The 20,974-nt window shown below is 73.3% G+C and carries 21 protein-coding genes and 5 tRNA genes; 15 read left to right on the top strand and 11 right to left on the bottom strand.

Features of this window, described 5'->3' with window-relative positions; genetic code table 11:
- Positions 1-890 precede the first annotated feature (890 nt).
- A complete protein-coding gene (locus ABZ570_RS23730) occupies positions 891-1,412 on the top strand; it encodes a DUF488 domain-containing protein (RefSeq protein WP_358067520.1) in 522 nt (173 codons plus the stop codon).
- A 1-nt stretch (position 1,413) separates the two neighbouring features.
- Here the strand turns inward: ABZ570_RS23730 and ABZ570_RS23725 are convergent, their stop codons facing one another.
- Genes ABZ570_RS23725 through ABZ570_RS23710 form a run of 4 tightly spaced genes read right to left on the bottom strand, consistent with a single transcriptional unit; the run spans position 1,414 to position 3,316 of the window.
- Positions 1,414-1,920 carry a GNAT family protein gene (locus ABZ570_RS23725; protein WP_358067517.1) on the bottom strand — a complete coding sequence of 169 codons (507 nt, stop codon included), beginning with the start codon at positions 1,918-1,920 and terminating at the stop codon, positions 1,414-1,416.
- Between the two features lie 2 nt (positions 1,921-1,922).
- Positions 1,923-2,114, bottom strand: coding sequence for a hypothetical protein (locus ABZ570_RS23720; protein ID WP_358067514.1), 192 nt, complete (start codon positions 2,112-2,114; stop codon positions 1,923-1,925).
- 25 nt (positions 2,115-2,139) lie between these two features.
- The gene (gene bioB / locus ABZ570_RS23715) at positions 2,140-3,135 is read right to left on the bottom strand and encodes a biotin synthase BioB (RefSeq protein ID WP_358067511.1); all 996 of its coding nucleotides are present in this window, start codon (positions 3,133-3,135) and stop codon (positions 2,140-2,142) included.
- Between the two features lie 10 nt (positions 3,136-3,145).
- Positions 3,146-3,316 (bottom strand): hypothetical protein, encoded by a 171-nt coding sequence (locus ABZ570_RS23710; protein WP_358067508.1) that lies wholly within the window; start codon positions 3,314-3,316, stop codon positions 3,146-3,148.
- Between the two features lie 131 nt (positions 3,317-3,447).
- Here ABZ570_RS23710 and ABZ570_RS23705 point away from each other — a divergent pair, with 131 nt between their 5' ends.
- Both ABZ570_RS23705 and bioD read left to right on the top strand, forming a co-directional pair.
- Positions 3,448-4,584: an 8-amino-7-oxononanoate synthase gene (locus tag ABZ570_RS23705; RefSeq protein WP_358067505.1), complete on the top strand. Its 1,137-nt coding sequence runs from the start codon at positions 3,448-3,450 to the stop codon at positions 4,582-4,584.
- Positions 4,581-5,309 carry a dethiobiotin synthase gene (bioD, locus tag ABZ570_RS23700; RefSeq protein WP_358067502.1) on the top strand — a complete coding sequence of 243 codons (729 nt, stop codon included), beginning with the start codon at positions 4,581-4,583 and terminating at the stop codon, positions 5,307-5,309. The genes ABZ570_RS23705 and bioD overlap by 4 nt, the downstream gene beginning before the upstream one ends.
- Positions 5,310-5,538: 229 nt before the next feature.
- On the opposite strand, the gene ABZ570_RS23695 is transcribed toward bioD, so the two are convergent.
- From ABZ570_RS23695 to ABZ570_RS23685, 3 genes are all read right to left on the bottom strand, one after another.
- Complete coding sequence (locus ABZ570_RS23695; RefSeq protein ID WP_358067499.1) at positions 5,539-6,702, bottom strand: cytochrome P450; 1,164 nt, start codon at positions 6,700-6,702, stop codon at positions 5,539-5,541.
- 9 nt (positions 6,703-6,711) lie between these two features.
- Complete coding sequence (locus tag ABZ570_RS23690) at positions 6,712-7,380, bottom strand: 50S ribosomal protein L11 methyltransferase (protein ID WP_358067496.1); 669 nt, start codon at positions 7,378-7,380, stop codon at positions 6,712-6,714.
- A gap of 102 nt (positions 7,381-7,482) precedes the next feature.
- On the bottom strand, positions 7,483-8,085 hold the full coding sequence (locus tag ABZ570_RS23685; protein ID WP_358067492.1) for a TetR/AcrR family transcriptional regulator: 603 nt from the start codon (positions 8,083-8,085) through the stop codon (positions 7,483-7,485).
- Positions 8,086-8,350: 265 nt separating this feature from the next.
- On the opposite strand from ABZ570_RS23685, the gene ABZ570_RS23680 reads away from it, so the two are divergent.
- The 3 genes from ABZ570_RS23680 to ABZ570_RS23670 all read left to right on the top strand — a co-directional run bounded on the left by ABZ570_RS23680 (position 8,351) and on the right by ABZ570_RS23670 (position 8,616).
- Positions 8,351-8,423 (top strand) — tRNA-Gly (locus ABZ570_RS23680).
- A 34-nt stretch (positions 8,424-8,457) separates the two neighbouring features.
- Positions 8,458-8,528, top strand: a tRNA-Cys gene (locus ABZ570_RS23675).
- A 13-nt stretch (positions 8,529-8,541) separates the two neighbouring features.
- Positions 8,542-8,616, top strand: a tRNA-Val gene (locus ABZ570_RS23670).
- Between the two features lie 62 nt (positions 8,617-8,678).
- Here the strand turns inward: ABZ570_RS23670 and ABZ570_RS23665 are convergent.
- Positions 8,679-9,659, bottom strand: coding sequence for a helix-turn-helix domain-containing protein (locus ABZ570_RS23665; protein WP_358067489.1), 981 nt, complete (start codon positions 9,657-9,659; stop codon positions 8,679-8,681).
- Positions 9,660-9,729: 70 nt separating this feature from the next.
- Between ABZ570_RS23665 and ABZ570_RS23660 the strand changes: the two genes are divergently transcribed.
- A complete protein-coding gene (locus tag ABZ570_RS23660; protein WP_358067486.1) occupies positions 9,730-10,548 on the top strand; it encodes an isocitrate lyase/phosphoenolpyruvate mutase family protein in 819 nt (272 codons plus the stop codon).
- Between the two features lie 98 nt (positions 10,549-10,646).
- Here the strand turns inward: ABZ570_RS23660 and ABZ570_RS23655 are convergent, their stop codons facing one another.
- A complete protein-coding gene (locus tag ABZ570_RS23655; RefSeq protein WP_358067483.1) occupies positions 10,647-10,886 on the bottom strand; it encodes a DUF6458 family protein in 240 nt (79 codons plus the stop codon).
- A gap of 173 nt (positions 10,887-11,059) precedes the next feature.
- On the opposite strand from ABZ570_RS23655, the gene ABZ570_RS23650 reads away from it, so the two are divergent.
- The 7 genes from ABZ570_RS23650 to ABZ570_RS23620 all read left to right on the top strand — a co-directional run bounded on the left by ABZ570_RS23650 (position 11,060) and on the right by ABZ570_RS23620 (position 15,570).
- Positions 11,060-11,132, top strand: a tRNA-Gly gene (locus ABZ570_RS23650).
- 56 nt (positions 11,133-11,188) lie between these two features.
- Positions 11,189-11,263: transfer RNA gene (locus ABZ570_RS23645), tRNA-Val, on the top strand.
- Positions 11,264-11,472: 209 nt separating this feature from the next.
- Positions 11,473-12,024, top strand: a complete 552-nt coding sequence (locus ABZ570_RS23640) for an RNA polymerase sigma factor (RefSeq protein WP_358067480.1) — start codon at positions 11,473-11,475, stop codon at positions 12,022-12,024.
- Positions 12,021-12,824, top strand: a complete 804-nt coding sequence (locus ABZ570_RS23635) for a hypothetical protein (RefSeq protein ID WP_358067477.1) — start codon at positions 12,021-12,023, stop codon at positions 12,822-12,824. Before ABZ570_RS23640 ends, ABZ570_RS23635 begins: the two co-directional genes overlap by 4 nt.
- Positions 12,825-12,854: 30 nt before the next feature.
- Positions 12,855-13,655, top strand: coding sequence for an ATP-binding cassette domain-containing protein (locus ABZ570_RS23630; RefSeq protein WP_358067474.1), 801 nt, complete (start codon positions 12,855-12,857; stop codon positions 13,653-13,655).
- Positions 13,652-14,974, top strand: a complete 1,323-nt coding sequence (locus ABZ570_RS23625) for a hypothetical protein (RefSeq protein WP_358067471.1) — start codon at positions 13,652-13,654, stop codon at positions 14,972-14,974. The genes ABZ570_RS23630 and ABZ570_RS23625 overlap by 4 nt, the downstream gene beginning before the upstream one ends.
- Entirely contained in the window at positions 14,971-15,570 is a 600-nt protein-coding gene (locus ABZ570_RS23620) for a hypothetical protein (RefSeq protein WP_358067468.1), read from the top strand. Before ABZ570_RS23625 ends, ABZ570_RS23620 begins: the two co-directional genes overlap by 4 nt.
- Here ABZ570_RS23620 and ABZ570_RS23615 read toward each other — a convergent pair.
- Entirely contained in the window at positions 15,512-17,908 is a 2,397-nt protein-coding gene (locus tag ABZ570_RS23615) for an MMPL family transporter (protein WP_358067465.1), read from the bottom strand. The genes ABZ570_RS23620 and ABZ570_RS23615 overlap by 59 nt on opposite strands.
- A gap of 269 nt (positions 17,909-18,177) precedes the next feature.
- Between ABZ570_RS23615 and ABZ570_RS23610 the strand changes: the two genes are divergently transcribed.
- Positions 18,178-19,821 (top strand): PKD domain-containing protein, encoded by a 1,644-nt coding sequence (locus ABZ570_RS23610; RefSeq protein WP_358067462.1) that lies wholly within the window; start codon positions 18,178-18,180, stop codon positions 19,819-19,821.
- Between the two features lie 75 nt (positions 19,822-19,896).
- On the opposite strand, the gene ABZ570_RS23605 is transcribed toward ABZ570_RS23610, so the two are convergent.
- A complete protein-coding gene (locus ABZ570_RS23605) occupies positions 19,897-20,757 on the bottom strand; it encodes an LPXTG cell wall anchor domain-containing protein (protein WP_358067459.1) in 861 nt (286 codons plus the stop codon).
- Positions 20,758-20,974 lie beyond the last annotated feature (217 nt).

Genomic DNA, 20,974 nt, shown 5'->3' with positions numbered 1-20,974 from the left:
ACAGCAGCGCACACCAGCCCGACGGCGCCACGGAAAATAGCTGGGATCGAACGCACGGCAAACCGCCACCGTGATGTTGTCGGTGTCATTGACGCTCTCTATCGCGAAAGTTGGATTTTCAGATCGACGGAGTCCGCATTCAAAGTGAGGTAGCCGCTTGAGGTGGCCCAGGGCCGGAAGCGAAAAGGTGTTCGAGCACGTCGAGAGCATCCATACTGTTCGCGGCGTGGACGGACAGGCGTCGCCACGGCACCCGGCCAGGCGCCGCACGCCCCAGTTTTTCTGCCGGCCGTGACGGGAGTGGATAACGTTCGACCCCCGGCGGCGCGTTCGGCCGGCGCGACGGCCTGGACACCCCGGCCGCCAGCCGTCAGCACGGTGTCGACAGGGACTTCCACCCAGGCATTTCCGACCGGATCCTGCTCGTGCACGGCACGACGGCCACGGTTCAGATGCGCAGCGCAGCAGTCTGGTCGGTGCCAACCAGATGTCGATGTGCGGACGCCCCCGGCGGGGCGAGCGACTCGAAGCTGGCGTCCGTCCATATGGAACCAGGGTCGCCGGCGCGAGCGCGCCAGTTCGAGCCGCACGCGAGCGCCCGATTCGCGCCTCGATCCACTCTCTCAGTCAACGTCGCCACCCCCGGTAACCTGAGTCGTACCCACAGTACCGGATGCGGCGATGTCGTAGGACCGGCGAGCCTCAAGGTGATCGATGGCTCACCAGTCGGGCCGGGCCCGGCTGGCGGCGCACCGTGGTCGCCGCGGTGCTCGCCCGGTGGCTGAGACGTCGCGGGGCAGCCCACCGGACCCGCCGTGGCCCCCGCGACCCGGTGACGGACCTGGGCCGAGCCGGCGCTGAGCGCCGCCGATTCGGGGCATGCTGTCTGCGTGTTGCTGACCGTGGGGCACGGGGCCGCCGATCGGGGGCGGCTGGGGGAGTTGCTGGCCGGTGCCGGGGTGGCGCTGGTGGTGGACGTGCGGCGGTACCCGGCCAGCCGGAGCAACCCGGACGTGCGGCGGGAGGCACTCGAGAGCTGGCTGCCGGAGCGGGGCATCGACTACCGCTGGGAGTCGCGCCTCGGCGGCCGCCGGTACGTCCCGGCCGGTGAGCCGGAGCCGGACACCTGGTGGACGGTCGCCGCGTTCCGGGCGTACGCCGCGTACACCCGTACCCCGGACTTCGACGCGGCGCTGGACGCGGTGCTCGCCGACGCGGCGCGCCGGACCACGGTGGTGATGTGCAGCGAGAGCGTGTGGTGGCGCTGCCACCGCCGGTTGATCGCCGACGTGGCGGTGCTCGGTCGTGGCGTGCCGGTACGTCACCTTCTGCCGGACGGCCGGCTCAGCCCGCACCGGCCCGCCGAGGGTGCCCGCCGTCTCCCCGACGGTCACCTGATCTGGGACCGCTGACTCAGTCGACCAGTTCGTCGGCGAGGAGGTCCATCAGCAGGCCGTCGTGCCAGGGGCCGTCCGCGCCGCGCTCGTAGCGGCGCATGATGCCCACCGGGCGGAAGCCCACCTTCGCGTACGCGCGGATCGCCGCGGTGTTCGCCGCCGCGGGGTCGATGGTGAACCGGTGGTGGCCGTGCTCGTCGATGAGGTGTCGGACCATGGTGCGGATGGCGTCCCCGCCGAGCCCGGCGCCGCGTACCGCCGGGTCGAGGAAGAGGTCCAGGCTGGCGTGGCGGTAGTCGGGGTCGGTCTCGGCGGACCACTGGATCGCGCCGACCACCCGGCCGTCGTGCTCGATCGCGTAGACGCTCAGCTCGTCGTCGGCCAGGTCGGCGCGGATCTCCGCGGCCAGGTCGTCGCCGCCGCGCCACCAATGCCGGACCTCGGGGGTGGCCCGGATCGCGGCGAGGGTGGGCACGTCCTCGTCCGTCGCCGGTCGCAGCGTCACCGCCCGTCCGCGCAGCACGGTCAGCCCCGGATCTCGCCGTGCTCGACGCAGACCGCCGACCAGCCGGTCGGCACGACCTGCACCTTCATCCGCCGCCGGCAGCGGGCGCAGTAGCGCGGCGGCTCCAGCGCCCGTGCCGCCGCGCACGCCTCGTGGGCGCCCGTCGCCTCGGATTCACCGCAGCGGTCGCACCACACCTCGGTCACCGTCACCTCTGCCTCACCGGGTCGCTCTGCCTCACAGGGTCGCCGACAGCGCCTTCATCGGCATCTTCAGGTCGTCCAGCAGCTTCAGGTCGTCGGTCGCCGGCCGGCCCAGCGTGGTCAGGTAGTTGCCGACGATGACGGCGTTGATCCCGCCGAGCAGCCCGTCCCGCGTGCCCAGGTCACCGAGCGTGATCTCCCGACCGCCCGCGTACCGGAGGATGGTGCGCGGCATGGCCAGCCGGAACGCGGCGATGGCGCGCAGCGCGTCCTTGCCCTCGACCACCGGGCGGTCGCCGAGTGGCGTGCCCGGGCGGGGGTTGAGGAAGTTGAGCGGGACCTCGTGCGGGTCCAGCTCGGCGAGCTGCGCGGCGAACTCGGCGCGCTGCTCCACCGACTCGCCCAGGCCGAGGATGCCGCCGCAGCAGACCTCCATGCCGGACTCGCGGACCATCGTCAGGGTCTCCCAGCGCTCCTCCCAGGAGTGCGTGGTGACCACGTTCGGGAAGTAGGAGCGGCAGGTCTCCAGGTTGTGGTTGTAGCGGTGCACGCCCATGTCGACCAGCTCGTCGACCTGCTCCTGGGTGAGCATGCCCAGCGAGGCGGCGACCTGGATGTCGACCTCCGCCTTGATGGCGGCCACGCCCTCGCGCATCTGCTTCATCAGCCGGGCGTCCGGGCCGCGTACGGCGGCCACGATGCAGAACTCCGTCGCCCCGGTGGCGGCGGTCTGCTTCGCCGCCTCGACCAGCGCGGGAATGTCCAGCCAGACCGACCGGACCGGCGAGGTGAACAGGCCGGACTGCGAGCAGAAGTGGCAGTCCTCGGGGCAGCCGCCGGTCTTCAGCGAGATGATGCCCTCGACCTCGACCTCCGGGCCGCACCAGCGCATCCGTACCTCGTGGGCGAGCTGGAGGGCGGCGGGCAGGTGCTCGTCGGGCAGGTTCAGCACGGCGAGGACGCCGGCCTCGTCGAGGCCGACGCCGTTCTCCAGCACCTGGGTCCGGGCCTGGTCGAGGATCTCTGGCATGGCTCGTACCCTACAAGCCCGGTCGGCGGGGAGAAATCGGCTCCGCGTCCGGGCCGGCCAGCGCGTCGAGCAGCTGTAGCCGGACTGACGGTGGCAGGCTCGGGTCGGCGGCGGCGAGCAACACGGCAACCGCGACTCCGCGGCGTATCAGGACGGTCACCCGGCGCATGAGATCCCTCATCCGCGCAGCATCCAAGTTCAACCGAGGTTTAGGTCAACCCGGACAGGATCCGTCGAGGTCGGCCGGCCGGATGGTAACTTCGCCCGGCGGAAGCGCCCGAGGGGCGACGATCGGCGGGAAGGGACGTGACGGTGGCGGACTGGCTGGCGGCCCTGGACCGCCGCGCCGAACTGCGGGCCCGCGCGGGCCTCACCCGTACGCTGCGTCCGCGCGCCGCCGGCGACGCCGTCGTCGACCTGGCCGGCAACGACTACCTCGGCCTGGCCACCCACCCGGAGGTCACCGCCGCGGCGGCCCGGGCCTTGTCCGCGTACGGGCTGGGTGCCACCGGGTCGCGGCTGGTGCGCGGCTCGACCGACGTCCACCACGCGCTGGAGGACGCCCTCGCCGGCTGGCTCGGCACCGACCGGGCGCTGGTCTTCTCCTCCGGCTACCTGGCCAACCTCGCGGCCGTCCGGGGCCTGGTGCGGCCGCGTACCCTGCTCGTCTCCGACGCGCACAACCACGCCTCGCTGATCGACGGCTGCCGGATCTCCGGCGCGGAGACCGTGGTGGTCCCACACGCCGACGTCGACGCGGTGGCCACCGCGCTCGCCGCCGCCCCGGGGCGGCCCGCGGTGGTGGTCACCGAGTCGGTCTTCTCCGTCGACGGCGACCTCGCCCCGCTGGCCGCGCTGCACGCGGTGGCTCGTCGGCACGGCGCGCTGCTGCTGGTCGACGACGCGCACGCGCTCGGCGTCACCGGTCCGGCCGGGGCCGGCGGGGTCGCCGCGGCGGGGCTGGCCGGCGAGCCGGACGTGGTGGTGACCGCCACGCTCTCCAAGGCGCTCGGCGGAGCCGGCGGCGTGGTGGCCGGGCCGGCGGAGTTCGTCCGACACCTGGTGGAGACCGGCCGGACGTTCATCTTCGACACCGCGCTGCCCCCGGCGGTCGCCGCCGGGGTCCGGGCGGCGGTCGGGCTGGCCCGGGCCGGCGACGGGCTCCGCGCCGAGCTGGCCGAGCGGGCCGCGCTCGCGGTGCGCCGGCTGGGCGGGGCCGGGCTGGACGTCTCGGTGCCCGATGCGGCGGTGGTGTCGGTGACCGCGCCCGGTCCGGAGGCGGCGACCGCGTGGGCGGCCGCGTGCCGGGAGCGGGGCGTCGCGGTGGGCTGCTTCCGGCCGCCGTCGACCCCGGACAGCCGCTCCCGGCTCCGGTTGACCATCAGTGCCGGGGTGGCCCGAGCGGACTTCGAACGAGCCCTCGACGAAATTGTGGAGTGTGCCCCATGACGGGTGGCTGGACCGGGGCGGTGCTGGTGACCGGGACGGACACCGAGGTGGGCAAGACGGTGGTGACCGCGGCCATCGCCGCCGCCGCCCAGGCCGCCGGCCTGCGGGTCGCGGTGGTCAAGCCCGGCCAGACCGGTACGGCCACCGGCGACCCCGGCGACGTGGACGCGGTGACCCGGCTGGCCGCCCCGCTCACCGGCCGGACCCTGGCCAGCTACCCGGACCCGCTCGCCCCGCTGGCCGCGGCCCGGGTCGCCGAGCTGCCGCCGCTGGAGCTCTACACCGCCGTCGACGCGATCCGCGAGGAGACGGACAAGCACGACCTGGTGCTCGTGGAGGGGGCCGGCGGGCTGCTCGTACCGATGGGGCTGCGGCCGTCGGGGGAGCCCTGGACGGTGGCCGACCTGGCGGTGTCGCTGGGGGCGCCGGCCGTGGTGGTGGCCCGCGCCGGGCTCGGCACGCTGAACCACACCGCCCTCACCCTCGAGGCGCTGGAGCGCCGGGCGGTCCCGGCCGGCGTGGTGATCGGTGCCTGGCCGGCCGAGCCGGAGCTGGTGCACTGGCTCAACCTGTCCGAGCTGGTGCCGAACCTGCTGGGCGCGGTGCCGATGGGCGCCGGCGCGATGGACCCCGGGGTGTTCCGCCGGTCCGCCCCGGGCTGGCTCACCCCGGCCCTGTACGGGGTGCTGGACGACTGGCGGGTCTGGGCCGAGGACGCCAGCTGAGCACCTGACTTTCGTCGGTGCCCGGCCCGGCCGCCCGTCGGTAGCGTGGCCGCCGTGAGACTGCGCTGGTGGCGGGCGGGGCGCCCGTCCCGGCTTGTCGGCGGCGCGTCCGTCCAGGCCGACCAGGTCGAGCACCTCGGCCACCCGCCGGGTCGGGATGCCGTTGCTGCGGGCCATCGCGAGCAGGCCGGGTCGGTGGGGCGGCGCCACCGCCGTCGGCAGGTCGCCGTCAGGGCCGGCGCACCACGAACGCGTCCGGCATCCGGAAGGTGAGGTTGTCCGGGCACCACGGCGGGCGGACCACGGTCACGCCGTCGAGCAGCGACGCCGCCTCGGCGACCACCACCGCCGCCTCCATCCGGGCCAGCTGCGCCCCCACGCAGCGGTGCGGTCCGGCCCCGAAGGCCAGGTGCCGGCGGGAGCCGCGCTGCCCCGGACGGAACTCGCCCGGCGCGGCGACCAGTTCCGGGTCCCGGCCGGCCCGGGCCAGCCAGGCCACGATGCTGGTGCCCGCCGCGACGGGGGTGCCGCCCAGCGTGGTGTCCACCGCCGCCATCCGCCGCCAGGTGACGATCGGCGGCTCCAGCCGCAGCCCCTCCTCGACCACGTCGGCGACCGGGATCTCGCCCGCGCGCAGCCCGGCCCGTACCGACGGTTCACCGGCCAGCCGGTGCAGCAGGAGGGTGAGGAACTGCGAGGTGGTCTCCTGCCCGGCGACCAGCAGGAAGAAGAGCGCCCCGACGACCACGTCGGGGGAGTGCCCGGCGTCGCGCAGCCGGGCGGCCAGCCCGCCGCCGGTGGCGGCGAACGCGCGCAGTGTGGTGTGGAACCGGCCGACCTCGGTGGCGAGGGCGAGCTGCCGCGCCTCGTCGAGCGGCGCCCAGAACAGCTCCAGCGCGGCCCGGGCGAAGTCCTTGACCGCGCCGACCGGGGCGTCCGGCAGCTCGACCAGCCGGGCCAGCACCAGCAGCGGCAGGTCGGCGGCGAGTTCGGCGTACAGGTCGACCGACTCGCCGGCGTCGAGGGCGGCGGCGAGCCGGGCCACCCGCTGCCGGACCAGGCCGGCCAGCCAGGGCTGCTGCGCGGCCACCCGGGCGGGGTGCAGCGCGTCGGCGACGATGCCGCGGATCTCGGGGTGGCTGGCGGCCGAGTTGTTGGCCAGGGTCGGGGGCAGTCGGAACCGGTGACCGGCGAGCAGCCGCAGGGCGGACACCGGGATGGGGGTCACCGCGTCGAGGGCATTGTCCGGCCGAAACGTCTCCGGATCGGTGAGCAGCCGCCGGACCAGGGCGTGCCGGGTCACCACCAGGTGCTCCACGCCGACGTGGTCGACCACTCTCGCCACGTCGGGCCACGGACCGTCGACGGACTTTCCCCAGCCCCGGAACAGCACGCCGACACGCTAGCGGGCGGCTCCCGGCGGAGCCGGGTCCAGCTCCCACACGGTGGTGCGCTTCACCCGTACGCTCTCCAGCGCCTCGGGCACCGGCACGTCGTAGGTGGCCAGCTCGTGGAACCGTTCGCGGGGCAGGAAGGCGCGGCCGGGGTCGCCGACCAGCACCCGGGCCCCGGACCGGGCGGCCCGGAGCAGGAACCGCAGCATCCGCCGGGCCATCGCCTCGCTGTAGAAGACGTCCCCGGCCAGCACCACCTCGGCGTCCCCGGCGTCCCCGTCGAGGATGTCGCCGAGTTCGGCGTCGACGCGTACCCCGTTGGCCTCGGCGTTGAGCGCGACGGCCGCGACCGCCCGCTCGTCCACCTCCACGGCCCGGACGGCGGCGGCGCCGGCGCGGGCGGCGGCGATGGCCACCAGGCCGGAGCCGGACGCGAGATCGAGCGCCCGCCGCCCGGCGACCAGCTCGGAATGGTCGGTGACGTAGCGGGCGAGCGCCTGCCCGCCGGCCCAGGCGAAGGCCCAGAACGGCGGCGGTTGGGCGCTGCGGAACTCGCCCTCCGTCAGCTCCCAGAGGCCGATCGGCTCGTCGGCCTGGTGCAGCCGCACCTCGGGCACGAAGGCGACGGGGGTGAGCCGGGCGTGCAGCCGGACGAAGGCCGCGGACAGGTCGGGCACCGGGTGATTCTGTCGTACCGCCCGGCGCCGGTTGCCTGCGGCGCGCCCGCCTGCCGTACCCGGCGCGCCCGCCTGTCATACCCGGCGTGTCGTGGTCGGGGCTCAGTCGAGCTGGCCCGGTTCCAGGCCCAGCTCGCGGGCGGCGACGAGGCGGATCCACTCGGCGATCTGCCGCCGGGTGATCACCCGCTCGTGCACCGCGAGCTGCACCGCGAGGCCGTCCATCACGGCGCTGATCCGCCACGCCGCGCCCGCCGGATCGGGGCAGTCGAAGGTGCCGTCGGCCACCCCGTCGGAGATCACCTTGGCGAGGTCCTGGCGCCACCGCAGGTCGAGCCGGCGGGAGAGCTTTTCCAGCTCCGGGGTGCGCAGCGACTCCGCCCAGCCGTCGATCCAGATGGACCAGGAGGTCGACCGGCCGGTCGGGGCGTACAGGCGCAGCATCCGGCGCAGCTTGGCCAGCGGTGGGGCGGAGGAGCGGACCACCGCGTCGAGCCGGGTCAGGTCCTGCTCGACGGCGTACGCGAACGCCTGCGCGAGCAGCCGGTCCTTGGTGGCGAAGTGGTAGAAGACCAGGGCCTGGCTGACCCCGGCGGCCTCCGCCACGTCGGCGGTGCGGGTGTTGGCGAGTCCGCGTTCCGCGATCACGTCACAGGCCGTGCGAAGCAGGGCATCCAGGCGGATTTCGGCGGCGCGTCTCGTCACGCCGCTACCGTAGCCCATCGATGTGACCACGGGGCGTCACCGATGCGGCCGGTCGGGTGGGTGTCGGTCGGAACCCGGACAGTTCCCGCCCGGCGTGTCGGCGTTCACCTTCCCGCCCGGCCCTCGGAGACCACCCGGGCTCCTAGGAAGCTCAGGACGAAGGGCGCGTCGTCACCCGGACGCGCCCGAAACGACACCCCGATTTGGCAACCGTTCCGGGGCTCGGCTAAAGTTCTCATCCGTCACCGGGAAACACCGGGGGCATGCGGACGTAGCGCAGCTGGTAGCGCATCACCTTGCCAAGGTGAGGGTCGCGGGTTCGAATCCCGTCGTCCGCTCGGAGATGCCGCCACGCATGTCGGGGGCAACCTCGGTGGAGTGGCCGAGAGGCGAGGCAACGGCCTGCAAAGCCGTGTACACGGGTTCAAATCCCGTCTCCACCTCGGCAGTAGACGAGGGCGATTGGCGCAGTGGGAGCGCGCTTCCTTGACACGGAAGAGGTCACTGGTTCAAACCCAGTATCGCCCACCACTTGGATGGTCAGAGGGCTCGTCACCGGATATCGGTGACGAGCCTTTCTGTTTCCGCCACCCTCACGCCGCTGCGGTGAGCAGCGCCTCCGCCACCGCCGTCCGGCTGCTCAACAGCGACCGGCCCTGCCGGTGCGTCACCACCAGCCCCGCCGCCCGCAGCGCGGTGAGGTGCTGCGACACGCCCGCCGGGGACAGGCCGGTGCGCCGGGCCAGCTCGGTGGTTGACCGGGGCGCGTCCAGCGCCGCGAGCAGCCGCGCCCGCCCCCGGCCGAGCACGGCGCCCAACGCGTCCGGCGCGTCCGGCGGGCAGGCCCAGAGCCCGCCGAGGCCCCGCGCCGGGTACGCCAGCTGCGGCACGTCCCCGGCCGAGATGCTGAGCACGGACGGCCAGGCGAAGACCGAGGGCACCAGGACCAGGCCGGTGCCGTCGGGCACGTCCGGGGCAGTGCAGTGCCGCTGGTTGATCAGCAGGGCGTCGCCCTCCCAGCGGACCCGCTCGTGCAGGTCGTTGAGGAGCCCCGCCGCGCCGTCCTCGGCCAGCCGCCGGGCCCGCCGGAACACCTCCGCCTCGAGCAGGGCCCGGATCCGTGGCCACTCGCCGGCCAGGGCCAGCCGCCAGTACGCCTCGATCTCCTCGGCGAGCCGGTGCAGCCCGTCCTCGGGGTCGGCGTAGAGGGCGGCCAGGGCCGGTGGCCGGGGCCCGGGATAGAGGTCCAGGTGAGCCCGGACGGTCGCGGGTGGGGTGGCGCGCAGCGCGGCCAGGTCCTGTCCCAGGTCGGGCGCCAGCCCTGCGGGTGGCGGGGTGAGGAAGTCGGCCAGGTACCCGGGCGCGGGCGGGACGAGGTGCCAGAGCAGGCCCCGGTCCGGGCCGATCAGGTTCGCCTCGGCCAGCCGCGGGCGGACCCGGTTCACCCAGGGCAGGTGGATCGCGTGCTGGCCGGGATCGCGGAGGACCCGCACGCTGGCGACCGCCTCCCAGAGGCAGGAGAGCGCGAACCGGACCCGCGCCACGGCACCCGCCGACAGGCCGATCGCGACCACGCCGCCCTCCGTTGTTTCAGCTGGGACTGAAACATTACGTCGGCCGACGGCGCGGACCGAGACTGGCCTGGTGAACGATCACCACACCCGAGCCCTGCACTTCCGTTCCCTGCACGTCCCCGGCGAGCCGCTGGTCCTGGTGAACGCCTGGGACGCCGCGAGCGCCCGGATCGTCGCCTCCGCCGGCGCCCGTGCGGTCGCCACCACCAGCGCCGGCGTCGCCTGGAGCCTCGGCACCCCGGACGGCGACGCACTCGGCCGGGACACCGCCGTCGACCTGGTCCGCCGGATCACCGCGGCGGTGTCGCTGCCGGTCACCGCCGACATCGAGTCCGGGTACGGCGACACCGTCGACGAGGTCGCCGCGACCGTCGAGGCGGTGCTCGCGGCGGGCGCGGTCGGCGTCAACGTCGAGGACGCCCGGCACGACGGGGCCGTGCCGCTGCGCCCGGTCGACGAGCAGTGCGCCCGGCTGGCCGCCGTCCGGTCCGCCGCAGACCGCGCCGGGGTCCCGTTGTACGTCAACGCGCGCATCGACACCCTCCTGCGCGGCGCCGGAGGCGTCCCGGAGACGGTGGCCCGGGCCAGGGCCTACCTCGACGCCGGCGCCGACGGCGTGTTCGTGCCGGGCGCGGTCGACCCGGCGACGATTGCCGCCCTGGTGGCGGCCATTCCTGCCCCGCTGAACGTGATGGCCGGGCCGGGCGCCCCGGCGGTGCCCGAACTGGCGAAGCTGGGGGTGGCCCGGGTCAGTCTCGGCTCCTCGGTCGCGCAGGCCGCGTACGCGGTGGCCCGCCGGGCGGCCGAGGAGGCGTTCGCCGCCGGGACGTACGGGGGCCTCGCCGACGCCCTCGACTACGGCACGCTCAACGAGCTGATGCGCGGCTGACGGGGCACGCGTACGGGGGCGTCGGCCAGCGCGCCCGGCACCCCCGTACGCGTGTCTCAGCTCCCGGGACCGATCAGCTCCATCGGTCTCCGGGACGGTCACAGCGGCGGGGCGGCGTCCCGGCGCTCCTCGACCCGCCGGTACTCCACCGGCTCGGCGGTGGTGACCACCTCCCGCCGGCGGCCCCACACCAGCGTGGTCATGATCAGGCCGAGCACGCCGGCCGCCATCAGGATCCAGCCGACGACGTCCAGGCTGACCCCGCCGATGTTGGCGTCCAGCGCGAAGGTGAGGATCGCGCCGACGGCGATCAGGAAGATGCTGGTACCGATTCCCACGACAGCCTCCTTCGGGGGACGGGTTGTGCTGTCGAGTGCAGTCAGTACCCCGACGGCGACCAGCGCAATCACCGGGCGCGGCGGCGCGGCCCGGCGGGCGGGTGGGGCCTCCGGCACGGCGATCTTGTCATCGGGTAGAGTCCTACCCGTCGCCGACGAGAGCCGGCGACAATGCGGACGTAGCGCAGCTGGTAGCGCATCACCTTGCCAAGGTGAGGGTCGCGGGTTCGAATCCCGTCGTCCGCTCGCGATCCGCCCCTTGCGGGGTCGACTGTCGCCGGTGTTCTGACCGGCGAGCGCTCGGGCGATTGGCGCAGTGGGAGCGCGCTTCCTTGACACGGAAGAGGTCACTGGTTCAAACCCAGTATCGCCCACCACCTATATCAGCAGGTCATGTGGCTCGTTGCCGGGATTCCGGTAACGAGCCGCCTCGCATTCAGCCCTGTGGTGGTTCCGCTGCGTGGTGGTGGACGAAAGCCACGCTCGCGCCTTGGTAGCAGGTCGGCTCAGGACCTACGGCGCGACCGTGACGCGGGTCACTTGCCGATGTGCACCGGGCCGGACGGGAGAGGTCGTCTTGCCTGACATGAGACGAAAGGTGGACGCGCTCGACGAGGCGGAACTCGTGCGCCGTACGGCCACGGGTGACCGGCGGGCCTTCGACGAGTTGTATCGGCGTACGTCGCCGTGGCTTGCCGTGCGGCTGCGTCGCCGGTGCTCAGACGAGGATGTGGTCGCCGACGTGATGCAGGAAACCTATCTTGCGGTCTGGCGCTCGGCCGGGAGCTTCGCCGGTGCGGCGACCTCGGGCACCGCCGTCGGCTGGCTCTGGACGATCGCCGCCAACCGACTGGTCGACGCGTTCCGGCGGCGGGCCCGGCAGGCGCAGGTGTCGGCGGTGCCGCTCGCCGAGACGGTTGCGCCGGCCGCCGAGGACGAGGTGATGGCCGGCCGGGTCGGCCAAGACCTCGAGCGGGCGCTGCTGGCACTGCCGCCCGAGATGCGCGAGGTGCTGCGTGCCATGGTGCTCGACGGACTCACCTCTCGCGAGACAGCGGTGCTACTCAACGTGCCGGAGAACACGGTGAGGTCCCGCGCGCGGCGGGCCCGGATCGCCCTGCGGGAGGCGCTGTCATGACCACACACCCCAGTCTCGCAGCAATCGCCGAGTATGCCGGTGGCGGCCGTGGCCTCGACGAGGCCACCGTCTGGTCGATCGAGGTCCACCTCGAGGACTGCGCGGAGTGCCGGGCGCGGCTGGCCGGCAGCGCAGCCGCCGACACGCTCGCCCTGCTTGACCGGGTCTCCGCCGGGCTCGACCGGGAGATCGCCGCCGGGCCCGCCCCGGCCCGCCGCACCCGCCGCTGGCTTGCGCCGCGGCGTCGCTGGCTGGTCGCCGCCCTGTTGCCCTGGGTCACCATGACCGTTGCGGTGCTGCTCTGCGCGCTTGGGCTGAACCGGCTGCTGCCCGAGCTGCCGTCGCTGGTGTTGCTGCTTGCCCCGGTAGCGCCGCTGCCCGGGGTGGCGGCCGCCTGGAGCCGCCGCCTCGACCCGGCTGGCGAACTGATCGCCAGCACCCCTGCGGCTGGCCTGACCATGTTGCTGCGGCGCACCCTGGTGGTGCTCGCCGTGATCGTTCCGGCGCTCGCCCTGCTCGGTACCGGCACCAGAACGTCGCTGGCACTGATGTTGCTGCCGTGCCTGGCGTTCACCGCCGGCACCATCGCGCTCGGCGCGTTGATCGGCGTGCCGCGCGCCGCGGTCGGCCTCGGCACGCTCTGGGCACTGGCCGTGGTCGTGCCCACTGTGATCACTGAGGACCTGCCGGTCGTGCTGCGGCCCGGCAGCGCCGTCCTCTGGGCGCTGACCGCTGTGGTGCTGGTCGGTGTCGCGATGAGTCGCGCGGGCGACTTCCGTCGGCTGACCAGCCACCGATGAGCTTCCACTCCCTGCTACGAAAGGCATTCCATGCGTACGGTGAGCGCGGCTGAGACGGCCCCCACCAGCCATCCCTGGGCCGTGCACGCCGACAGCCTGCGGGTGAAGGCCGGCCCCCACCTGGCCGTTGACGGCCTCGACCTGGCTCTCGGCACCGGTGTGCACGCGCTGCTCGGGCCCAACGGTGCCGGTAAGAGCACGCTGATGCGCGCGCTGGCTACCGTGGTCGAGCCGGTCGGCGGCACGTTGACTCTGCTCGGCGTGGCCGTCAACGGTCGCGCCGACCTGCGGCGGGTGCGCCGCGGCCTGGGCTACCTGCCGCAGCAGTTCGGCTTCTACCCACGGTTCACCGTGCGCGAGTTCGTGGAATACATGGCCTGGCTCAAGGAGATGCCGAAGTCCGCGGTGCCGGCCGCGGTGCAGCGGGCGGTCGACCGGGTTGGGCTCTCGGCCAGGGCCGACGCGAGGATGAAGACGCTCTCCGGCGGCATGCTTCGTCGGGCCGGCATCGCCCAGGCGATCGTGAACGACCCGGAACTGCTGCTGCTCGACGAGCCCACCGTCGGCCTCGACCCCGAGCAGCGCCTGGAGTTCCGCGAACTGCTGCGCGACCTTGGTGTCGACAGCTGCGTCCTGGTCTCCACCCATCTGGTCGAGGACGTGGTAGCCGCATGCACCGACGTCGTCCTGGTCAATGACGGCCGGCTGGTGCACAGGGGTACGACCGACTCGCTGATCGCCGCAGGCGGTTCCGGCGAGGCCGGGGACAGCCCGGCCGAGCGGGGCTATTCCGCCCTGCTGCGCCGCCACCGGGCGGAGGCCGGCCGATGAGCCGCATGCTACGCATCGAACTGCGCCGCTCCGCTGCCCTCGGAGCTGCCCTGGTCCTACTGCTCACCGGCGGGATCATGTGCTATGCCGCCCCGCAGCGCTGGTCGTCCAGTTGGATGGCACTGGCCATGATCGAGCGGGAATACCTGGTGCTGATACTCCCCCTGGCACTGGCGGCCGGGGCCTGGCAGGGGCGCCGGGAAAGCCGGAACGGCCTGGCCGAACTCGTTCGTAGCACCCCCCGGCCACGCCCACAGCAGGTCATGCCGATCCTCGGCGCGCTTGGCATCGCGGTGGCCGGCGGCTACCTGGCGGTCCTAGCGGTGGCCGCGCCCCGGATCGCCGGCACCGCCCGCTACCTCCCGGCGGCGGCGTTCGCCGTGGTGGCCGTCGGCGTCCTCGCCGTGGTCGCGGCGGCCTGGCTGGGCCTTGCGGCCGGGCGTCTGTGGCCGTCGGTCGCCGCCGGACCAGTGCTCGCCCTCGCCGGCCTCGGCTGGCTGATGGGCTTCCCCGGAATTGCCCATGGCCAGGAGTGGCTGGGCGCGCTGTTCTCTCCGATGTACGGGATGAGCCAGTACAGCGACTACGAGACGGTGTCCGGCCGGCTCAGTGCGGCTCAGGCGGTGTGGCTGGTGGCCCTCGTCGTTGGCGGGTATGTCCTGCACGTGGCGCAGAGCCGTCGGGCCCGGGCGGCGTCGCTGCTGCCGGTAGCGCTCGGCGTGGCCGTGGCGATCGCGGTGATGCCGCACGACCGCTACCTTCCACGCGCGATCGACCGCGTCGCACAGGAACTCGTCTGCACCACGGACGCCCCGAAGGTCTGCGTCGCCCGGGTCCACTCCACCCTGCTGCCCGAGGTCACGCCCCGGGCGCGGCAGGCGCTCGCACTGCTCGCGAGGTTGCCCCGGCCGCCGGCCGAGGCACACGAGGACACCACGACCTGGGGTCGCGACCTGCCCGAGCCCCGACCGGACCCGGCCGGGATCGCGCTGATGACCATCACGGTCGATGACCGCGGTCACCTCGCCTCCCCAGCCGACCTCGTGCCGCAGACCGTGACGCGGGTGCTGGGCAACCAGGGCCGATGCCCCGACGGGCTGAGCTGGTCGGCCCTGCGGGCGGCCACGTACTGGCTGGTCGGCACCGAACCACCGGCGGAGCCCGGCTTCGACGACGACGGTGAGTGGAACGACCACGTCGGCCAACTGTGGCGGAGCCTGCGGGAACTGCCCGAGGCGGATGCGCTGGCCCGGGTGACGGCAGTCCGCGAGGGCGCCCTGAGGTGCGCCGACCTCGACGAGATGCTGAGCGGCAAATGAGGTGGCTGACGCTCTACCTGCGGTCACGCCGGGTACCGGTGGCCCTGGCCACGGCCGTCGGAGGCATGGTGGTGATGTGGGTGCTCGGATCGGCCGTCAGCGACGGCGGCCCGGGCGTCAAGATGGTCGTGCTCACCGTCCTCCTGCTGGTCGTGGTGCTCACCGCCACCCTGAGCGGGCCCGACGAGGAGCTGGACCGCACCGCCGCGCGGCCGTGGCCGCCACGCCGGGTCAGCCACCTGCTCGCTGCGCTGGCCGTCGTGGCTGGCCTGCCGTTCCTGACCCACCTCACCGGGATCAGCTTCGGGCCGGCCGGGCCGGTGATCCGGGACGCTGCCGGCCTGCTCGGTCTGGCCGCGCTGAGCGCGCCGCTGCTCGGGGCGGGCCGGGCCTGGTTCGTGCCGCTGGGCTGGACCCTCGCCGCGGCGGTCTATCCGGCAGCCGGCCACCTGCTCGGAGAGATCCTGACCTGGCAGTCCCAGGCAGCGGACAGCACGCCGGCGGCGGTGACGGCCGCGGTGCTCGCAGGCAGCGGCCTCATCGCGTACGCGAGCGCCGGCCCGGCCCGACGCACACCCGCCGAGGCCGCCCTCTGAAGAACGGTGTGTAGAACTCGTCGTGATCACCGCCACCTACCCGGGCAACCCGAAGCGCCCCGCGCTGCCGCTGCGGCGCGGGGCGCTTCGCACGCCCTAGCTCACCGGGACGGGCTCGCGCACGCGCCGGCTGCTCCTCCGTCTCCTCGGCCATTTCGCCGTGCGACAGCGCGGGCAGCCAGTTGAGCCAGCTCGGCAGGTACCAGGCCCGGTCGCCGAAGAGCTTCATGGTGGCCGGCAGCAGGACGGCGCGCACGACGGTGGCGTCGATCAGGATGGCCACGGCCAGGCCCACGCCCATCTGCTTGAAGCTGAGCAGCGACATGGTGCCGAACACCGCGAACACCGCCACCATGATCAGCGCGGCGCTGGTCACCACGCCGGCCGAGGACTTGATGCCGTGGGTGACCGCGCGCTCCGTGGGCATCCCACCGTCGTACGCCTCGCGGATCCGGCTGAGGATGAAGACCTGGTAGTCCATCGACAGTCCGAACAGGATGACGAAGAGGAACAGCGGCAGCCAGTTGACGATCGCCCCCGGTGTGAAGCCGAGCAGGTCCGCGCCGTGCCCGTCCTGGAACACCAGCACCAGCACACCGTAGGCGGCGGCCACCGAGAGCAGGTTGAGCACGACCGCCTGGATCGCCACCAGGAGCGACCGGAAGCTGCTCAGCAGCAGGACGAACGCCAACAGCAGCACGAACGCGAGGACCAGCGGCGCGGTACGGGACATCTGCCGGTTGAAGTCGACGGTGGCGGCCACGGCGCCGGTGACGTACGCCCGCGTGTCCGGCTGCGCGCCCACGGTCTCCGGGACGATCGTCTCCCGGAGCGTCTCGACCGCCTTCCGGCCGTCGTCGCCGTAGCCGATGCTGAGGGAGATGGTGGCCACCGTCCGCGCCGGGTTCACCTGGACGCTGACCGGCTCGTGCGCCACGCCGGTGGCCAGCGCCCGCTCCTTGAGTCGCCCGATCGCCTCCTGCATCGCGGGGCTGGACACGTCCGGCGCCTTGATCGCGACGGTGGCCGGTTCGTTGCCGCCCGGGAACGCCTTGTCGATCGCCTTGAAGGTGGCCGCGATCGGGTAGTCGCCCTGCAGGTCGTCGATGCCGGGCTGGCCGAGCCGCATGCCGAGGGCGGGCACCGCCAGCGCGACGAGTGCGCTCACGGCCAGCACGGTGGAGAGCCACGGGCGGCGCAGCACACCGGTGAGGACGACGTTCCACACCCGACCGCCACCGGCCCGGCCGCCCAGCCGCCGTGGCCAGGTGACCCGGCCGCGGGTGACCACCCGGACGATTCCGTGGATGATCCGTGCGTCGACGGCGTCGCCGAAGACCGCGAGTGTCGCCGGCAGCACGGTCACCGAGGCCACCATGGCGGTCAGGACGACCAGGATGGTGCCCTGGGCGAAGCCCATGAACACGCCGTGGTCGGTGAGGAACATGCCGGCCATCGCCACGATCACGGTGACGCCGGAGATCAGTACCGCCCGGCCGGAGGTGGCTGCGGCGATCTCCAGGGCCCGCTGCTTGGACCGGCCCCTGGCCCGCTCCTCCCGTTCGCGGCGGACGTAGAACAGAGAGTAGTCCACCCCCACGGCCAGCCCGATGAGCAGCATCAGGTTGGTGGTGGTGTCGGCCACGTGCAGCAGCTTGCTGGCCAGGGCGAGCAGTCCGGTGGCGGCGAAGAACGCGGTCATCGACACCCCGAGCGGGATGAGCGTGGGCAACAGGGTGCCGAAGGCGATCAGCAGGATGATCGCGGTGATCGGCAGCGACAGCGCCTCGGCCCGCTGGAAGTCCTCGTTGACCGCCACGCCGGCCAGCCGCTGGATGCTGGCCGCACCCGCCTGCTCGAGCCGCAGGTCCGGATGCCGGGCCTGCACGCCGGCCACCGCGTCGAGGACCGGCTGGACCCGCTCGTCGGCGGTGTCGCCGGCGCCGGTCAGGTCGAACAGCACCAACGCGGTCGTGCCGTCACCGGTTCGCGGCGCCGGGGCGGCCGGGTCGTACGGTGTGCGCAGGTGCTCCACCTGGCCGGTGGCCTCGACCGCGCTCCGGACGTCCTGCACCGCCTGGCGGAACTCCGGGCTGTCCACCGTGATCCGTCCGTCCCGGGACTGGACCAGCACCATCTCGCCGGCCACGTCGGGGAAGCCGGCCTCGTCGATGATCTGCTGGGCCCGCCGCGAGTCGCCGTTCTGCCCCTCGTAGCTCTTCATCGGGGTGGTGCCGACCGCGTTGCCGACAACGGTGGCGAGCACCACGAACCCCAGCCAGATCAGGATCGCCCACCAGCGGTGACGGGCGCTCCACCCGCCGACGCGGGCCGCCACGTTCCTCGTTTTCGTGCTCCGTCCTCCGGTCAATTCCGACCTCCGCCGTTGTCGATGAACGTTGTTCGTGGTCGCCCCGACCGTCGACTGAAGCAACCGGTCCTCGAAGCAGGCTCGACGCCGCCACCACGATCGGGTCCCCGGCGCCGGCACATCAGTCACTTCGCGCCGTCGACGGCACCGCGGGGTCCCACCCAACGGGCCATGGCTGGCCCGTGACCGTCCATGACAGGGTGTGAGGATTCACTGGATCTACAGGAGGCGATCGGATGCGGTCAGGCATCGGACCACGCGGTAGGCGTCTGATCGGCCGGCTCGGTGTTGCCGCCGTGCTCGCCGCGGCGGGGGTCGTGCTGGTCACCTCGCCCGCCCAGGCCACCGCCACCCGGACGGTGGCGTTCTGGAGCATGGACGAGCCGGCCGGGTCGACTGTGCTCACGGACAGCAGCGGCAACGGCCGCAACGGCACCGTCGGCGCCGAGGTGGTCACGGGCGCGCTGTACGCGGGGGCGACCGGCCACCGGTACGCCACCCATCTGCCGAGCGACCAGGAGTACGTCCCGGATCACGTCGACCTGGTGCCGCACAGCCCCGACCTCAACCCCGACGCCGGGGACTTCTCGTTCACCATCCGCTACCGCACGACGTACTCCTTCGGCAACATCCTGCAGAAGGGGCAGGGTGCGACGGCCGGCGGCTACTGGAAGTTCGAGGCGCCGGGCGGCAAGCCGACGTGCCTGTTCCGGGGCGGCGACGGTGCCTCGCGTTCCGGCTACAGCGACGTGCGAATCTCCGACGGGCAGTGGCACACGGTCACCTGCAACCGCACCGCGAGCTATGTGGAGATGTACGTCGACGGCGTGCGGACGAGCCGGCTGACCGGGCCGACCGGCACCATCGCCAACAACTGGCAGCTCTCCATCGGCGGTAAGAGTTCCTGTGACGGCGTGAAGGTCACCTGCGACTACTTCGCCGGCGACATCGACTACATCAAGATCCTGAAGGGCTCGGGCGGCGCCAACCAGCCGCCCGTCGCCCGGCTCGTCCCGTCCTGCTCCGGGCTGGTCTGCACGTTCTCCGGCGCCGGTTCCACCGACGCGGACGGCGCGATCCAGAACCACACCTGGGACTTCGGTGACGGATCCGGCGCGGACACCGTCTCCGTCGCCACCACCTCGCACACGTACGCGGCGGCCGGCACCTACCCGGTCACGCTCACCGTCACCGACGACGCCGGTGCCACCGGCAGCACCACCGTCCAGGTCACCGTCGCACCGGCCGCCGAGCGGATCGCCTTCGTCGGGCAGGCCACCGCGAACGCCAACTGGACCAGCCACACCGTGGTGGTGCCGTCCACCGTGCAGCCCGGCGACACCCTGCTGCTGTTCCTCAGCCAGAACACGCACGCCGGCACGGGCCAGCCGACCGGGGTCACCGGCTGGACCCGGCTCGACCGGCTCGACGGGGGCTTCGCCACCACCACGGCCTGGTGGAAGGTCGCGGCGGCCGGCGACGCCGGATCGACCGTACGGGTCGACCTCGACGCCCAGTCGAAGGGCAACCTCGTGGTGGCCGCGTACCGGGGAGCGGAGGCGGTGGCACCGGTCTTCGCCCGGGCCACCGACCCGGCCAGCACCGCCACAAGGATCACCCCGTACGCCCCGGTGGCGGCGGGGCAGAGCTGGGCCGTGTCGTACTGGCTGCACGGGGACGCGGCCTCCACCACGCTGGCCCCGCCGCCCGGCGTCCAGGTGCGCAGCAACAGCTCGCAGACCGGCGGGGGCCGGGTGACCGTGCTGCTGGCCGACTCGGGAGGCACGGTGCCGACCGGCAGCTACGGCGGGTTGTCCGCGCTGGGGGCGGCGGCCAGCACGACCACGACGACGTGGACTCTGGTGCTCCGTCCTGCCTAGTCGGCGGTCTTCCGCCAAGGCCCCAACGCGAAGCGCCCCGGTCCACGCGGGACCGGGGCGCTGTCGCGACGGGCGTTACGCGACGAACCGGGTACGGCGCCGGCGGGCCACCAGGTATCCGGCGCCGCCGAGCAGCAGCAGGACGACACCGGCGCTCACCATGGTGGCGGTCTTCGAGCCGGTCACCGGCAGCCCCCCGCCGTCGCCACCGGCCGCGCCCGGAGCGGACGGGCTCGCGCTGGGCAGGCCGGCCGTCGGGCTCGCGCTCACGCTGGGAGTGGCGCTGGTGGTCGGGCTCGGGGTCGCGGTCGGGCCGCTGGTCGGGGTGACCAGGCTGGCGTACACGAAGTTGATCGGCCGCGGCGTGCTCGACAGCGACAGTTCACGGGGCGTGAGGGTCAGCGTGGCGCCGCTGCCGCGTACCGGCTCCGTGCCGTTGCCGTCGTTCTTCGCGAGCTGCTGTACGCCGCCCAGCTCGTCGGCCCACTTTTTGCTGGCCCAGCGGAAGACGACGGTGGTGACCTTGTCCGGCCGGGCGTCCGGCTTCGTCACGATGAGGTCCCCGGCTGGCGCCAGCGTGGCGTGCGCCGCGAGCTCGTCGTCGAACTCGCACCAGGCGATGTCGAGGTTGCTGTCGACCGTGTACCAGCAGTTGTCGTACGTGGTGAGGAGGTCCAGGTCGTCGAACGCTCGCACCTGCACGACGACGCCCTTGACCGGCGCGTCGCCCAGGTTCGTCACGCCGAGGGAGGCCGGCACCACGTCACCGGGCTTGACCGGGTACTTGATGTTGTTGCCGGTGGCCGGGTCGCGCTCGGTGACGGCGGCGAGCGTGGCGGGATCCGGCGCGGCGGCGGCAGGGGCCGGCAGTGCGGCGATGCCGGTGGCGAGGACGACGGTGCCCAGGGCGAGCCGGGCGGTGAGGCGTGCGGACATGTGAATCCCCCGTGGATTGACGACCGCAAAACCTTACTGATCGAGATCTGTCGCCGGTGTACCGATCAATGCCGCGAAGCATGTCAATTCGGGGCGAGGACCGCACGTCTGTGGCCCACGTCACTTGCCATGTGCCCCCAGACACCGCTGGCCGGCACCCCCTGTTCAGGGGTGCCGGCCAGCGGCGTGTTCGTGTTCTGCTGGTGGTCAGCTGTTC

This window comes from Micromonospora sp. NPDC007271 (assembly GCF_040634005.1).
Classification (GTDB): Bacteria; Actinomycetota; Actinomycetes; order Mycobacteriales; family Micromonosporaceae; genus Micromonospora.
The sequence above is the reverse complement of the archived record's forward strand: the minus strand, read 5'-3'. Positions and strand labels throughout refer to the sequence as shown.

Excerpts from the sequence above, each read along its gene's own strand:
- ABZ570_RS23635 (WP_358067477.1), top strand. The coding sequence starts at position 12,021 with ATGACCACACACCCCAGTCTCGCAGCAATCGCCGAGTATGCCGGTGGC.
- ABZ570_RS23625 (WP_358067471.1), top strand. The coding sequence starts at position 13,652 with ATGAGCCGCATGCTACGCATCGAACTGCGCCGCTCCGCTGCCCTCGGA.
- ABZ570_RS23710 (WP_358067508.1), bottom strand. The coding sequence starts at position 3,316 with ATGAGGGATCTCATGCGCCGGGTGACCGTCCTGATACGCCGCGGAGTC.
- bioD (WP_358067502.1), top strand. The coding sequence starts at position 4,581 with ATGACGGGTGGCTGGACCGGGGCGGTGCTGGTGACCGGGACGGACACC.
- ABZ570_RS23610 (WP_358067462.1), top strand. The coding sequence starts at position 18,178 with ATGCGGTCAGGCATCGGACCACGCGGTAGGCGTCTGATCGGCCGGCTC.
- ABZ570_RS23620 (WP_358067468.1), top strand. The coding sequence starts at position 14,971 with ATGAGGTGGCTGACGCTCTACCTGCGGTCACGCCGGGTACCGGTGGCC.
- bioB (WP_358067511.1), bottom strand. The coding sequence starts at position 3,135 with ATGCCAGAGATCCTCGACCAGGCCCGGACCCAGGTGCTGGAGAACGGC.
- ABZ570_RS23605 (WP_358067459.1), bottom strand. The coding sequence starts at position 20,757 with ATGTCCGCACGCCTCACCGCCCGGCTCGCCCTGGGCACCGTCGTCCTC.
- ABZ570_RS23630 (WP_358067474.1), top strand. The coding sequence starts at position 12,855 with ATGCGTACGGTGAGCGCGGCTGAGACGGCCCCCACCAGCCATCCCTGG.
- ABZ570_RS23640 (WP_358067480.1), top strand. The coding sequence starts at position 11,473 with ATGAGACGAAAGGTGGACGCGCTCGACGAGGCGGAACTCGTGCGCCGT.